The sequence below is a fragment of the Acinetobacter sp. UNC436CL71CviS28 genome, assembly GCF_000620525.1.
GTDB lineage: Bacteria > Pseudomonadota > Gammaproteobacteria > Pseudomonadales > Moraxellaceae > Acinetobacter > Acinetobacter radioresistens.
The window spans coordinates 126785-142811 of record NZ_JIBB01000003.1 but is presented as its reverse complement, the minus strand read 5'-3'; the positions used below and the strand labels follow the sequence as shown (position 1 = coordinate 142811).

Genomic DNA, 16027 nt, shown 5'->3' with positions numbered 1-16027 from the left:
TATTTAATCTATTATTATTTTCTAAAATTTTTATATAAAATTTATGTTTTTCAAGTAATTTATGCTATAAATTTTACGCTCTGCCTAATTAATCTTATAACTTATTTTAGTATCTATGTGATGTATTATGCTTTTTAACTCCAATTTAATCTTTAAAAAGGTTATAGCTTTTTCAATTGTTGGTATATGTTCAAATCAGATTTTTGCTGCTTCTGAAACAGCTGAAAATACCCAAGACTTTGAACTCAGTGGTAATATTACTCTTACCAGCGATTACCGTTTCCGCGGGATTACCCAGACCCAAACTGATCCAGCTATTCAGGGAACCGCAACTCTGACACATAAAAGTGGATTATATTTTAGTGCTTTTGCCTCGAATGTAGATTATGGTACTGCAGACCCTCATATGGAACTTGATCCATCAATTGGCTATAGCACGCCTCTCAAATTATCAAGTTCAGTACCTGTAACTTTAGATATAGGTGCAAGTTACTATAACTATATTAGTGGTAATGAGGGTGATTATGCAGAGTTATATGCCAGACTTATTCTTGAACGTATATTAATAAATGATGACAGTCTATTAACAAGTCTGAGCTATACCAATGACTATGCAGGTCAAGACAAGAATAGCTGGAATGCTACGCTGGGGTATGCTGTACCGCTTGCCCAGACTAATTTCGGTGCGGTGGCCAGTATTGGCTATACTACTGTAGATGACTATGATTTTAATCAGCAAGGTGAAAATAGTTATTTCGACTATAAAGCTGGTCTGACTTATAATTTCGCTTCTTTCCCTGATGCAAGCGCAGAACTTGCTGTAGTGGGTACTAATCTGGATAAAGATGCGTTAGATCATGCTGGCAAGCGCGGTGTAGATACTGGCGCAGTATTTACCCTTACCAAAGCTTTTTAAGATGCGATAAGCTCAAAAGTATGACTGCGTACTTTTGAGCTTTATTTTTAGTAATCTGGCTATAAATATATTAATAAAAACAGTTTATATCAGTTAGATTATTCTCCAGGATATTCACTTTGATAAATATGAAATAGTTTTATGTCATTGTTTTTATTTTTTTAAAAAGTTTATATAGAAATTAGAATTTACGCAAAATTTACGCCCTTTAGTGCTTTATCAATAGAAAATTTACGGTGCCCTTTTTCATACTTGATAGTGGAATTTTCCAATGATCAAGGTTCGAAAAATGTTTACCCAATTTGCAGATGATGCGTACATGAGAATAAGTCATCATGGGGACGCGTTATTAAATAAGAAAAAATACCAGATGCTCCTTCTGTCTTCTAATTTATTGAAATAGGGGAAAGAGGCATGTTGGAATTCTTTTTATTGATCGCGCTGGTAGTAATTTTTGCTTTTCCTTTGGGGAAATATCTATCAGACGTGATGCAATATCACAAAATGAGAAGTGACATCCTGTTTAGCTGGATAGAAAAACCTGTTTACGCCGTACTGGGCACTCAGCCTCAACAGGAAATGAGTGCCAGAACCTATATATTGAGCTTTGTCTTAAGTTGTTTTGTAGTAGGCATGCTGGTCTGGATACTCTTTATGGTACAGGCATGGCTACCACTTAATCCAAACCATGCACCTAATATGTCATGGGACCTGGCTTTACACACCATGATTTCTTTCCTGACTAATACTAACCAGCAGCATTATTCTGGTCAGGCACAGCTATCTTATTTGTCACAAATGGTCGGTATTGTGGGCTTGCAGATAATTACGCCTATGATGGGGCTGGCTATGGTAGTTGCTACCTTGCGTGCGTTGTTTAATCTGAAACAGCCAGGACCTATCGAATGTGATAACAGTTCAGCGCTGGCCAGACTAAATGTAGGAAATTACTGGGCAGATGTAATTCGGCCAACATTCCGTTTTTTAATTCCACTTTGTCTACTCTGGTCGCTGCTACTGAACAGTCAGGGTGTACCTTCGACTTTTGAGGGCGGGCCAGAGGTTCAGGTAGTTCAACCTAATGCTGAACTTTCCACTCAGAAAATTCCATTAGGGCCTGTGGCACCGATGGTGGCAATTAAACAGCTTGGTAGTAATGGCGGCGGCTGGTATGGGCCAAACAGTAGTGTGCCCTTAGAAAATCCGACACCACTTTCCAATTTTCTGGAAATGTTGGCAATCTTGCTTATTCCAGTTTCTATTATTGTCATGCTGGGTTTTTTGACCAGACGTCCAAAATTTGCAGGCTTTGTATTTGGTTCAATGCTGCTGATGTCAGTCATCTCGGCGACTGGCGCAATCTGGTCAGAAAGCTTATCTGATACAGCCACAAATATCTCATCAATGGAAGGTAAAGAAGTCCGCTTTGCTGAGAGTTCTTCAGCACTCTGGGCTGCTGTGACAACGCAGGTGAATAATGGTTCTGTCAATATGATGCATGATTCATCCGCACCATTGACTGGACTGGTTGCATTGTCAAACATGTTGATCAATGCCATCTGGGGTGGAATTGGTTGTGGCTTGCAGCAGTTTTTGGTCTATCTGTTCCTGGCGGTATTTATTGCCGGGCTGATGACAGGTCGTACACCAGAGCTATTCGGCCGAAAAGTGGAAGCGCCTGAAATCAGATTACTGGCTGTGGTTATTCTTATTCAGCCAGTAATTATTTTACTGTTCACTGCAATAAGCCTGTTCTTTCCTGAACTTACTGGTAACAGTAATCCCGGGAGTCATGCAATCAGCCAGGTATTTTATGAATATGTTTCGGCCTTTGCCAATAATGGTTCTGGGTTTGAAGGACTGGCTGATAATACTGTCTGGTGGAATATCAGCTGTAGTATTGCACTGCTGGCAGGCTGCTTTCCGGCACTGATTATTCCTTTACTGATTGCTGCGCGTCTGGCAGTTAAACGGCAGGCACCTGAAAGTGCAGGCAGTCTGAAAGTAGAAACGCCAACGTTTGCCTTAACACTGATTGCTATTGTGGTCATGCTAACTCTTTTACAATTCATGCCCGTCTTGATCTTGGGACCCATTGCTGACCATTTACTACTGGTTCAGGGCTAAGGGGAAAATAATGAAATCTGTGAATCAAACACAAAAAGTTCCTGCTCTATACCAGAGCACTGCCTGGAAAAATGCCTTTATTAAACTGCTCCCACAGCACATGATTAAAAATCCGGTAATGGCAGTGGTATGGCTGGGAACCTTGATTACATTGTTCAGTACAGTGTTCGGACAGACCCAGCTGTTTTTTGGGATGACTGTTACTTTTATTCTTTTTATTACGGTCTTATTTGCCAATTATGCAGAAGCTGTAGCAGAGGCCAAAGGACGCGGGCAGGCAGCTTCCCTGCGGCAGGCTCGTCAGAACCTCACGGCCCGACGTTTAAAAACCTTGCAGGATAAGGAGGGCGAACAGATTGCTGCTACAGTACTGGCTCTAAATGATTTAATAGAAATCCGGGCAGGGGAGCTGATTCCTGCAGACGGTGAAATTGTGCATGGCTTTGCCACGATTAATGAAGCTGCGGTTACTGGCGAATCTGCACCCGTACTGCGTGAAGCAGGGACGGACCGTTCTGGTGTGATCGGAGGAACCAAAGTTCTGACTGACCGCATTATTGTACAGGTCACTGCTGAAACTGGACATAGTTTCCTGGACCGGATGATTGCACTGGTTGAGGGCTCAAACCGCCAGAAAACTCCCAATGAGATTGCTCTGGGGATTTTATTGACGGTTATGACCCTAACCTTTGTGCTGGTGGTAGCAACCCTGCCGGTCATAGCCAGATCTCTAGGTATTATTCTTGATCCGATTGTACTGGTGGCCTTACTGGTCTGCCTGATTCCGACAACGATTGGTGGTTTGTTGCCTGCTATTGGTATTGCTGGCATGAACCGCGCATTAAAAGCCAATCTGATTGCCAAATCTGGCAAGGCGGTTGAAGTAGCGGGAGATGTCGATGTGCTATTACTGGATAAAACCGGAACCATTACTTATGGAGACCGTCAGGCAACTGCATTTTATCCACTAACTGGCGTAACACCATCTGAGCTACGTCAGGCAGCAGTATTAACATCATTTGCTGACCCTACACCAGAAGGTAAATCTGTGGTGTCTCTGGCAAAAGAACTGGGCGAGCATGTGCACCAGCCAGAACAGGCCGAATTTATTGCTTTCAATGCCGCCAGCCGTATTTCTGGGATTAATCTGGAAACTGGCCAGCAAGTCCGCAAAGGAGCCATAGATGCAATCTTGAAATTTACCTCTCAGTCTCTTGAAAATAATCCTGAACTGAAAACACGGGTAGAGCAGGTAGCCTCCAAAGGTGCAACGCCACTGGTAGTCAGTTTAAACCAGAATATTCTTGGAGTGATTGAACTGTCTGATGTGGTCAAACCCAGCATTAAAGAAAAATTTGCACGCCTGAGAGAGATGGGAATCAGGACCGTTATGATTACCGGTGATAATCCTCTGACTGCGGCTGCAATTGCAGCTGAAGCTGGCGTAGATGACTATATCGCCGAGGCTAAACCAGAAGACAAACTAGCCTGTATTCGACGCGAGCAGCAAAATGGTCATCTTGTGGCAATGGTAGGGGATGGTACTAATGATGCACCGGCATTGGCACAAGCCGACATTGGTCTGGCTATGAATTCTGGAACTCAGGCTGCTAAAGAGGCCGGTAATATGGTAGATCTGGATTCAGATCCGACCAAACTGCTGGCAGTGGTTGAGATTGGGAAACAGCAGCTAATTACCCGCGGTGCATTGACAACTTTCTCGCTGGCAAATGACATCTCTAAATACTTTGCAATATTACCGGCTTTATTTGTATTGGCTATTCCACAAATGCAGGTACTCAATGTCATGCAACTCGCCAGTCCGGAAAGTGCCATTCTTTCTGCACTGATCTTTAATGCCATTATTATTCCATTACTGATTCCACTAGCATTGCGCGGTGTCAAATTTACGCCTTCCACTTCAACTCAGCTATTACGCCGAAATATGCTGATTTATGGCGTGGGGGGAGTCGTATTGCCTTTTGTTGCTATTAAGGGCATTGACCTGATTGTCAGCCTGATTATGGGTGTTTAAGGAGAATCATATGCAAATATTAACTCAGCCTGTTACACAGCCAGCCATGAGTACTTTAATCAGGCCCGCAATCGGTTTAAGTCTGATCGCCTTAATAGTATGTGGATTCGGTTATAGTGCGATTGCAACAAAGATCGGACAAGCAATTTTTCCAGAGCAGGCTCATGGTAGCCTGATTAAATATGAAGGCAAGGTTGTTGGTTCCAAACTGGTGGCGCAGCCTTTTACTGCTCCTTCTTATTTCCATTCACGGCCATCAGTGGCCAATTATGACCCCATGGCGCTGGCGGGAAGTAATCTGGCCAGAACCAATCCTGAACTTCAGAAAGTAATCGCTGAACGTATTGTTCAGGTTGCCAGCCTTGAAGCAATTCAGCCAGATCAGATCCCTAAAGATCTGGCCACTGCCTCAGGAAGCGGGATTGACCCTGAAATTAGCGTCCGGGCAGCTCTCATACAGGTAAAGCGTATTGCTGAACAGCGTAATATGCCTGAACAGCAGGTAAGGGAACTTGTCCTTAAATACGCCCAACAGCCAACATTTGGAGTGTTAGGTTCAAACCGGGTAAATGTGCTGGAGTTGAATCTTGCACTTGATCAGCTAAAACGAAAATAAGTTTTCAAGATTTCATTTATACTGAAATATGCACGTTCAGGATCATCAATACCTTGCTCAAGAGATTGATGATCCTCTGTTTTAAGAATGAAAAATGACAAATATACAAACAAATAAGGCCGATATACTGTTACAGCAGGTCAAGCGTCATCAGACGGGGCACATGACAATTTTTCTGGGTGCAGCACCAGGAGTCGGAAAAACTTTTGCCATGCTGTCACGTGCGCATGAGCTATATGGACAGGGCCAGAATGTAGCAATTGGTTATATTGAAACTCATGGGCGTCCGGAAACTGAGGAGCTGGTTGCCGGCCTGCCTGCGATTCCAAGAAAGATAGTTGAATACAAAAACCATAATCTTGAAGAGATGGATCTGGACAGTATTTTACAGATCCATCCAGACATTGTACTGGTAGATGAATTGGCGCACCAGAATATACCCGGGAGCCGCCATAAAAAACGCTGGCAGGATATTAATGAGCTTCTTGATGCCGGTATTGATGTTCTTACCACCATGAATATTCAGCATCTGGAAAGCTTGAACGACGTTATATTCCAGATTACGGGAATACGGGTAAAAGAAACAGTACCAGATCAGATTTTTGAGCGTATCCGTGATATACGCCTCATCGACTTGCCGGTAAATGAGCTGCTGGAGCGTTTAAATCAGGGTAAAGTTTATGTACCTGATCAGGCGGCGCATGCCTTAAAAAGCTTTTTTAATATTGCCAACCTGACAGCATTACGTGAACTGGCCATACAGACGGTGGCCCATCATATTGATATAGATGCACGGGAGCAGTTTGATGTAAAGGGTCTTTCGCTAACGCCCTTAAATAATCATGTGCTAATCATGATTCAGGGTAACCAGAACTCTGAAGCATTGGTACGGATAGGAAGCCGTATTGCCGAACGTCGTAATGCAAAATGGACTGTAGCCGCATTTTTAACTACAGCATCCGGTTATAATCCGATCTCATTTGAAACTCACAGTACAGGCAGGGAAATTGAGCGGGCGCTTCATCTGGCACGGCAGCTAGGGGGAATGACTGATATTTTATATGGAAAAAATTACGCAGGGTCACTGTACAATTTTGCCTGTGAACGGGGAATTTCAACACTGGTACTAGAACAGGAACGTCGGCCGCTATTTTACAGCTGGTTAAGGCCGCCCTTAGCCCATCAGCTGTTAAAATATCAACCCGCATTTGAACTGAGTATTGTTCCGGTTCAGCAAGGTAAGCAGCAAGCCTACCGTTTTAACAGGCAAAATTATGTCTTAAATTTAAAAGAACTGATTTTTGTACTGATCACAACGATAACTAGTATTCTGATTGCAAAACTAAGTGTACAATACTTAAAAGTTGAAGAGCTATCACTGATTTTTATTACTGCGGTTATTTTTGTTGCAGCCAATACCCGAATGACTGCTGCCATGCTTGCAGCTATTCTTTTTTTCTTTGCCTATAACTTTTTCTTTATTCCACCGACATTAACTTTCCAGATTTCGGCTCATAAAAGTGTGGTCACTGTAGTGGCGTTTCTGGCAGCAGCACTTATTGCGGGCCGTTTGGCATCACGCTTGCGTGAACAGGTGGTCGCCCTAAGATCAGCAAACAGCTATAACAGTATTATGCAGGATTTGGGACAGAAACTCTCTGTTGCGGTTGACCTGCAGCAGGTCATTGAAATCGGACAGAACAGTCTGGAAAAAAGTTTAAATGTTCAGGTCTGGTTTAAGCTGCGTGATGAAACAGCACTAAGCTCAGATGAAAATCTGCTGACTGAAAAAGAAAAAATTTCGGCAAACTGGACATTGAAGAATCACCAGCCTTCCGGGTGTTTTACCCAGACTTTGAGTGAAAGTGCTTGGTGGTTTCTGCCTTTATTGGCTTCGAAAGAATGTATAGGTGTTATCGGGCTCAATATTTCAGAAAATCAGAGAGAAATGAATATTGAACAAAGACGTCTGGCTGAAGCTATGGTGGAATATATTACCCAAGCTATTACCAGGACGCAGCTCAGCAAGGAACTGGAATATGCCAATATCAGCTCTGAAACTGAAAAACTTCGTTCAGCTTTACTTTCTTCGGTGTCTCACGACCTGCGCTCACCTTTGGCTGCTATGATAGGAGCAGCAGATACCATTGCTACTTACAAGTCTACTATGACCGAAGAAGACCAGCTTACTTTACTCGAGACCATAGGGCTGGAAGGAGAACGTCTAGACCGTTATATACAGAATCTGCTGGACATGACCCGACTGGGCTATCAGGGGTTGAAACTGACGCGTGACTGGATTGAGGTCAATGAACTGGTGGATACAGCAACCAGACGCTTAAAACGTTATAAACCTGTAGTTGAGTTTAATATTCAACGCCTGCCGCAAGAGCTGAAAATTTACGTACATCCTGCACTGATTGAACAGGCATTATTTAATGTGCTGGAAAATTCTGCCAAATTTAATCCTGAAGATCAGCCAATTGATATTATTCTTTCACAACCTGATACCGCACATATCCAGTTTGATATTAGTGACCAGGGTAAAGGTATCGATATTGCTGACCGAGAAAAAATTTTTGATATGTTCTATACCATGCATGGCGACCGTAATCCTACTGGGACAGGCTTGGGACTGGCGATTGTTAAAGCCATTATCTCCGCACATATAGGAAGTATTAAGGCGCAGATTGGTCTCAAAAATAAAGGTACCAATATTCAGATTGTTTTACCTGTCCATATTTCACAAGATTAAAAGGCAATAACTGTGAATATACACCCAGCAGAAACCAGAATCGTAGTGATTGATGATGAACCGCAAATCCGGAAATTTTTAGGAATCGCATTAAGGTCAGAAGGCTACCAGACTCAGCTATTTGGCACGGCTATGCAGGGACTGGAATATCTCTCTTCCCAAAGTGCGCAACTGGTTATTCTGGATTTGGGCCTGCCTGATCTGGATGGTCAGGACGTATTGAAAGAACTCAGGTCCTGGAGTGAAATTCCAGTTGTTGTGCTGTCGGTACGCTCAGATGAACAAGAAAAGGTGACCTTGCTGGATGCCGGAGCCAATGACTATGTAACCAAACCGTTTAGCGTTCAAGAGCTCATGGCCAGGATTCGTGTGGTCTTGAGGAGCAGGCTAAACCAGACTGAAACCCATGACTATGACGATGGTTATCTAAAAATCAATTTTGTACAGAGACAGACCTATATCAACAGCCAGGCGGTTGCTCTTACCCGAAAAGAATTTCATCTGCTCTCATTGCTGGCCAGAAATCGGGGGCAGTTACTGACTCAACCACAAATTTTAAAGGAGCTATGGGGACCTACCCATCAGGAAGATACACATTATCTTAGAATACTGGTGGCTAAGCTTAGAAATAAACTGGGCGAAGATGCAATTCATCCTCAATATATTATCACTGAACCTGGAGTTGGGCTGCGCTTTCTGGGCAAATAAAATTTCTCAGCACTTATTTTTTAATTAGCTGAATTTTATTTATATAAATAAAAAGCTAATAGGTATATTAGCTTTTTAAACTTGATATTTGGAGTATTAACTATAATTAAAATTAAATATCCCAGTTTTGTTCGGTTTCAGTAATCTGGTTATAAACATTATAATATTCAGCAGATTTTACTGTACACCATACCTCTATAAATTCTTTACCTAAATATTTTTTTAATACCGGATTGTTCTTAAGAAGATTTAATGCCTCGAGCTGATGCTTGGGTAAATTAATATGCTCATGTTTTGATTTTGCAAGATGGACTGGCTGCGGAGTATCTAACTGGTGTTCTAAACCATGTAAGGTAGCAATCAGTATGACAGCAATGGCCAGATAAGGATTACAGTCTGCGCCAGCTACACGGTATTCTAGACGCTGATTTTCCTGATCGGAGCAAGGTATACGGATGGCAACATTGCGGTTATTAATTCCCCAGTTTGCTTCCAGTGAAACATGATGACCAAGTGTAAATCTGCGGTAGGAATTAATGTTGGGGGCTAATATAGCCATTGATGCAGGCATTAGCTGAATCATGCCACTAATCGTTTTTAACAACATTTTTGATGGTGTGGACAGATCATTTGAGCTAAACAGATTTTGCATGGAAGCATTGCACAAGCTCATATGAAAGTGCATGCCGCTACCCGCTTTTAGCAGGGTGGGCTTGGCAAGAAAGCTGGCATGCAGCTGATGTTTTCTGGCCACCTGCTTGATAATACGTTTTAACGCCATAATCTGATCGCATAACCGTAAAATATTCGAAGTATGCTGAATATTGATTTCATACTGACCAGAGGCCGCTTCTGCAACAATACCGATCATTTCAATAGATTGTAAACGTGCAATCTGCTCTACTTCTTCAAGTACATACTGATAGTCGTCAGGCGTATTCAGGTCAAAACACTGACTTGATAAAACCTCATCTTCCCCATCTGCATTTTGCTTGTAGAGATAGAACTCGAGCTCAGCCGACATCACCGGATAATAGTCCTGCTGATGAAGCTGAGCGATAATATGGCTTAAAAGATTGCGGGGTTCATATTTACAGCCCTCACCATTTTCATCTTGCATGGTCAGATAAAGCTGTGCATGCGTCTCAGGCTGAATAGCGCAAGGTTGTAATGTGCCGGAAATCGGTATGCAGAGCATATCAGGCTCACCGATTGACTTTCCGAGACCTGTTTCCTCAACCACTTTGCCATCTAGATCCATGGCATAGACAGACAAGGGAAAATAGCAGCCTTTATAAATCTTCTTCAAACTTTGAACATCAATCTGTTTGCCGCGGACATGTCCGTTCAGATCATGCAGGCAGATATCAATATGTCGGGTAAGGGGGTATTGGCTTAAATATTCATTGACTTCGCTGGAAAATAAATCTTCTGGATGATCAATATTTAAATATTCTGGTCTCTTGTTGAGTAAACTCTCTTTAATTTTAATAAAAGGATTTAGATCTTTTTCTTGGGTTGGAACGCTAATACTACTCATGCTTAAAACCTTTTTTATAAGGATAAGAAAATAGTAGATGAGTACAAAAAATTATTACGTAAAGAGTTCGTAATTTTTTAGATTGTAAGCGTTTAAAAATAATAAATTCATTTTTTTATATAATTCTATTGATGTAATTAAATAATTTATTTATATAAGGAATTAAAGCGTAGATATTATTTTTACTATAAAACAGTGTATATTTTAATTAAATCAAATATAAAAATAATTACCTTAAAATACATTTAAGATCTGAAAATCGCTATTGGGATAACTAGAAGTTCTATCCTCACTACTGCCTAATAAAAAAACAGGATGGATTGAGATCCAGCTCATCTCGGTTGATAATAATATTTTAATGCCCGGATGACTGAAGATGAAGATCGTAGCAGATGAGAATCTTGCTTTTACAGACTACTTTTTTTCAGATTTTGCTGAAATTGACCATCGTGCTGGCCGTACCCTCATGCATGAGGATGTGAAGGATGCGGATGCTTTACTGGTACGTTCTGTAACACGTGTCAATCAGCAGTTCATTGAAAATACAAAGTTAAAATTTGTTGGTAGTGCTACGATCGGAACAGATCATCTGGATATTCCTGCTTTAGAAAAGCAGCAGATTAGCTGGTCAAATGCAGCGGGTTGTAATGCACAGGCCGTTGCTGAATATGTAATTACGGCATTACTGTATTTAAAACCAGAGTTACTGGATGCTGGAAAACAGTTTACCTTGGGGATTATTGGTCTGGGCAATGTCGGTTCACGGCTGGCTTATATGGCAGAACTGCTAGACTGGCAAGTAATCGGTTATGATCCTCTGGTTAATCACTTGGCGGTTACACAGGTTCCATTGCAGGAGTTGCTGGCTTCAGCGGACGCAATTTCTCTCCATGTACCATTGACTAAAACAGGGCATTATCCTACTCATCATTTAATTAATGCCGAAACTTTGGCTCTTATGAAAACTCAGGCAATTTTGGTGAACTCGGCAAGAGGACCAGTTATTGAAGAGCAGTCTTTAATCCATGATATACAAACCACACATCGTCTGGTGGTACTGGATGTATTTGAACATGAACCCGTGATCTCTGAAGAGCTCCTAAAATGGGTAAGACTGGTTACACCGCATATTGCTGGTTATAGTCTGGAAGGAAAGGCCAGAGGGACACAAATGATTTATGAAGCTTTCTGTGAAAAATTTGGTTTTATGGCCAGCAAGACTTTTATAAGCCAGTTACCCATATGCGAACAATATTTTACTGAACAGACAGATATTAAAACTGTTCTCAAAACTTGTCTCGGCAAAATTTATGATATAGCCCGAGATGACCAGAATTTACGTGCCTGTCTAAAGGACGGCAGGATTGATCAGCAGGCTTTTGACCACTTGCGTAAGACTTACCCACTGCGCCGTGAATGGTCTGCGCATGGGGGGCCTCAGGCATGAAACATAGTTATCAGCCCACCTGTACATTAGAAGTAATGCGGGCACGTGCTGCCATGTACACCCAGATTCGTCAGTTCTTCGCTGAACGGAATGTGCTGGAAGTTGAAACACCTATACTTTCACAGGCTGGAGTCACTGATGTACATCTTGCGTCTGTATCAGCGCAGCGCCATGTAGAAGGGAAGTTGCAGATACATTATTTGCAGACATCGCCCGAGTTTGCCATGAAGCGGCTGTTGGCGAGTGGAAGCGGTCCGATTTACCAGATCTGCAAGGTGTTTCGTGATGATGAGCATGGCCGCAAACACAATAGTGAATTTACCATGCTGGAATGGTACCGGCCAGGTTTTAGTCTTCTTGATTTGATGCATGAAACCACAGCGCTTTTAAATATATGTCTGGCGCAACGTTTTGGTGAAATGCGCCCGGTGGTAATAAGTTATAAACATGCATTTCAAGATCGTCTGGATATTAATCCATTACAAGCTTCTGTAAAACACCTGAAAGATACTGCCAACCGTTTAGGCATAAACTTGGATTTGAGTGATGACCGGCTTGCCTATATTGATCTGCTATTCTCACATTTCGTCGAGCCAAGTTTAGGCTTTGATGCACCCGTATTTCTTACCGATTTTCCACCAGAGCTAGCTTCTCTGGCCAAAGTGAAAACTGATGAGGATGGGGAACAGGTAGCGGCCCGTTTTGAGCTTTATATTGAAGGACTGGAATTGGCTAATGCCTATGATGAGCTAATTGATAGCAAAGTGTTGCGGGAACGCTTTGAAGCTGACAATACAGAACGAGGTACACTTGGCCTACCTATCATGCCAATAGATGAAAATTTATTGTCCGCTCTACAGTATATGCCGGAATGTTCAGGAATTGCCTTGGGAATTGATCGTTTATTAATGATAGCAACCCGACAGATGCGGCTGGAAAATGTCATTACATTTCCTGCACAGATTGCTTGAGTTTAAAATAAAAAAACCGCTCGAAAGAGCGGTTTTTTTATGAGCAAAGTCAATTAGTCTTGCTGAATGCCTGCAACTACCCAGTCTTGCTGAGAACCGGCAGGTTTAACAAAATGCCAGGTTTCAGAGAAAGGTTGTGGCAGACTGTTTAAGTCTTCACTCACTGTACCTGTAAACCGTACACTGACCACATACTGGCCATTCTCAGTTGCACTGTCGACTACCATAGCATTTAGGTTACTGAATTCGGCAACATCTTGGTCCTGATTGGCCATAATGTCACTACGCATTGCATTATAAAGTTCCGGAGTTAAATAACGACGGATCTCTTCAATATTACTCGCTGTATTCATTGACTGAATATGGTTGAAACGTTGACGCGCAATACGCAAGAATGCTGCTGGTTCAGTGCCATCTGGCAACTGTTGACCACTATTCGTGTAGGCCGTACCAAATGGCGCATTATTTGCCGTGTTCGCTGCAGTTGAACTGCCGCCAACTGACTGACCGAAAATATTGGTATTGTCTTGAGTACGCGGTGCTGCATTATGCTGGCCAAATGATGATGGATTTGGTCCAGCTGAGTTTGGTGCATACGGATTGTTAGTAGCTAGTTTTTTTTTTGCTCCGAATTTACGGAATACAAAAAATGCAACTGCGGCTGCAAGCAAAACCCAGAGCCAGCCAGGAATACCGCCTTTCTCTTGTTCAGCCTGTTGCTGTGCAGCCAGTTCCTGATCATTTGCCGCTGTCTGTGCATTTGGGTTGGTATTGTTGTCATCTGCTAAAGCATTCGCTGCTACTGCACCTACTGCAGCACCTGCTACACCTGCAGCAACCATTGAACCTACACCCGGACCAGAACGCTGAGGCGCAGTTGCAGGCTGTTGAACCGGAGCTGCCTGACGAGGCTGTTGATAAGACTGGGTAGGTGCCGCAGAACGTGACATACCCATACTCTTACCACCGCCGGCACGTTTTGCTTCAGCCAAAGGTGACATAACCAAGGCCGCCATTAAAATACCGGCCATCAAGCCACGCTGGTGTACTTCCATCAAAATTTCCTATATCTAAACGATTTCGATATGTTATTTATGCCGGCTTTTATATAGAAATTCAATGCTAGATCGGTATTTTTTCAAATTAAATGATTACCATATATTAAGACAGTTCATCACTCAGCTGTAGCGCTTCGCTTAAAGCCTCATGTAACCGGGCCACCGCAATCACCTGAACACCAGGTACCGGTTTCTGTGGTGCATTGGCTCGAGGTAAAATTACGTACTTAAACCCATGTTTGGCCGCTTCTTTAAGACGCTCCTGACCATTGGGAACTGGACGGATTTCCCCAGACAAGCCGACTTCGCCAAATACAGCCAGTTGTTGGGGGAGAGCTTTACCACGTAAACTCGACGCACATGCCAGAAGTACTGCCAGGTCAGAACCTGTTTCAGTAATTTTTAAACCGCCCACTACATTCACATAAACATCCTGTCCCGAAGTTTGTACACCGCCGTGCCTGTGCATTACTGCCAGCAGCATATTTAAACGGTTCTGCTCGAGACCTAGAGCAACCCGCCGTGGCTGCCCATGAGCGTCATCGACCAAAGCCTGTACCTCGACCAATAAAGGTCGGGTGCCCTCACGGCTAATCATAACAATTGATCCAGGAATAGCTTCATCGTAACGGCTCAAGAAAATTGCAGAGGGGTTGGCTACTTCCCGCAGACCTTTATCTGTCATCCCGAATACGCCCAGCTCATTGACAGCACCGAAACGGTTTTTGACTGCACGAATCATGCGGTAACGTGAATCTGACTGACCTTCAAAATACAGGACGCAGTCGACCATATGTTCAAGTACACGAGGCCCGGCCAATGCGCCTTCTTTAGTCACATGACCAACCAAAAATAATGCTGTTCCACTATTTTTAGCAAAACGGGTCAATAAGGCAGCTGATTCACGGATTTGCGAGACACCGCCTGGGGCAGACTGCAAGGTCTCAGTGTATAAAGTTTGGATAGAATCAAGAATGGCAACCGCCGGGCGCTCATGGGCAAGAACTTCACAAATTCTTTCAACACATGTTTCAGCCATAACCTTTAACCGGTCAGTCGGCAGGTCTAGACGCTGAGCGCGTAACGCAACCTGCGAAAGTGATTCTTCACCTGTAACGTAGAGCGCAGCGCTGTTCGCACTTGCCATGTGCGTCGCAGTCTGTAGCAAAATAGTGGATTTTCCAATACCCGGATCACCACCGATCAGGACGACAGAGCCTGTAACCAGACCCCCACCAAGGACTCGGTCGAACTCACCAATACCAGTCGGCAGGCGCGTTTCATGAGAGACCGAGACCTTGTTTAAAGTCGTGATATTGGCAGCTTGTCCGGCATAGCCGCCTCCTAAATTCGGTTTGGCACGGTGACTCACGGCAGGTTCTACCACAACTTCTGTCAGGCTGTTCCATTCGCCACATTCTGAGCATTGACCTGCCCATTTTGAATGGTCTGCTCCACACTGTTCGCAGCGATAAACCGTTTTTGCTTTAGCCATAATCGAAATATATAACCTTTGGAAAAGGGTTCTATTGTAGAGATAAAGCTGCTGAAACGGAAAGCTTCGTACATATAGAACGTTAGATCATGTCGTCAGAAAGCAATTTATATATTCTCCAGAACTATAAGGATTCTACCCAAGTGGGGCACAAAGAAGTTGTTTTATAGGATGTCTGGCAATAGGAGTGTTTGATATACGAAATAGCAGTAAATTTTTCCAATCATTATGTTAGGAAAAACACAATAATTAGTCGAAGTAATTTAAAGTTATTTTTTAATAAAAATACAAGGATAATTTATATATAACTATTTAATTAATATATTAAATTTTAAAAAAGACTATTAAATATTATATGA

The 16027-nt window shown here is 42.7% G+C and carries 11 protein-coding genes; 8 read left to right on the top strand and 3 right to left on the bottom strand.

What is annotated here, in order from left to right:
- The first annotated feature begins 127 nt into the window (after nucleotides 1-127).
- From N518_RS0102780 to N518_RS0102750, 6 genes are all read left to right on the top strand, one after another.
- Nucleotides 128-916, top strand: a complete 789-nt coding sequence (locus N518_RS0102780) for a TorF family putative porin (protein WP_005027141.1) — start codon at nucleotides 128-130, stop codon at nucleotides 914-916.
- Nucleotides 917-1330: 414 nt separating this feature from the next.
- The gene (gene kdpA / locus N518_RS0102770) at nucleotides 1331-3043 is read left to right on the top strand and encodes a potassium-transporting ATPase subunit KdpA (RefSeq protein ID WP_005027140.1); all 1713 of its coding nucleotides are present in this window, start codon (nucleotides 1331-1333) and stop codon (nucleotides 3041-3043) included.
- Nucleotides 3044-3053: 10 nt separating this feature from the next.
- Nucleotides 3054-5078, top strand: coding sequence for a potassium-transporting ATPase subunit KdpB (gene kdpB, locus N518_RS0102765; RefSeq protein WP_017400831.1), 2025 nt, complete (start codon nucleotides 3054-3056; stop codon nucleotides 5076-5078).
- A gap of 10 nt (nucleotides 5079-5088) precedes the next feature.
- Nucleotides 5089-5694: a potassium-transporting ATPase subunit KdpC gene (kdpC, locus tag N518_RS0102760; protein ID WP_017400832.1), complete on the top strand. Its 606-nt coding sequence runs from the start codon at nucleotides 5089-5091 to the stop codon at nucleotides 5692-5694.
- A gap of 94 nt (nucleotides 5695-5788) precedes the next feature.
- Entirely contained in the window at nucleotides 5789-8449 is a 2661-nt protein-coding gene (locus tag N518_RS0102755) for a sensor histidine kinase (RefSeq protein ID WP_017400833.1), read from the top strand.
- Nucleotides 8450-8461: 12 nt separating this feature from the next.
- On the top strand, nucleotides 8462-9157 hold the full coding sequence (locus tag N518_RS0102750) for a response regulator (protein ID WP_017400834.1): 696 nt from the start codon (nucleotides 8462-8464) through the stop codon (nucleotides 9155-9157).
- A 112-nt stretch (nucleotides 9158-9269) separates the two neighbouring features.
- Here the strand turns inward: N518_RS0102750 and N518_RS0102745 are convergent, their stop codons facing one another.
- Entirely contained in the window at nucleotides 9270-10697 is a 1428-nt protein-coding gene (locus N518_RS0102745) for a glutamine synthetase family protein (RefSeq protein ID WP_017400835.1), read from the bottom strand.
- A gap of 376 nt (nucleotides 10698-11073) precedes the next feature.
- Between N518_RS0102745 and N518_RS0102740 the strand changes: the two genes are divergently transcribed.
- On the top strand, nucleotides 11074-12144 hold the full coding sequence (locus N518_RS0102740; protein ID WP_017400836.1) for a 4-phosphoerythronate dehydrogenase: 1071 nt from the start codon (nucleotides 11074-11076) through the stop codon (nucleotides 12142-12144).
- Entirely contained in the window at nucleotides 12141-13115 is a 975-nt protein-coding gene (epmA, locus tag N518_RS0102735) for an EF-P lysine aminoacylase EpmA (RefSeq protein ID WP_017400837.1), read from the top strand. The genes N518_RS0102740 and epmA overlap by 4 nt, the downstream gene beginning before the upstream one ends.
- 53 nt (nucleotides 13116-13168) lie before the next feature.
- Here epmA and N518_RS0102730 read toward each other — a convergent pair whose 3' ends face one another.
- Together N518_RS0102730 and radA are read right to left on the bottom strand one after the other, a co-directional pair.
- Entirely contained in the window at nucleotides 13169-14170 is a 1002-nt protein-coding gene (locus N518_RS0102730; protein ID WP_017400838.1) for a Tim44 domain-containing protein, read from the bottom strand.
- Between the two features lie 106 nt (nucleotides 14171-14276).
- On the bottom strand, nucleotides 14277-15668 hold the full coding sequence (radA, locus tag N518_RS0102725; protein WP_017400839.1) for a DNA repair protein RadA: 1392 nt from the start codon (nucleotides 15666-15668) through the stop codon (nucleotides 14277-14279).
- Nucleotides 15669-16027 lie beyond the last annotated feature (359 nt).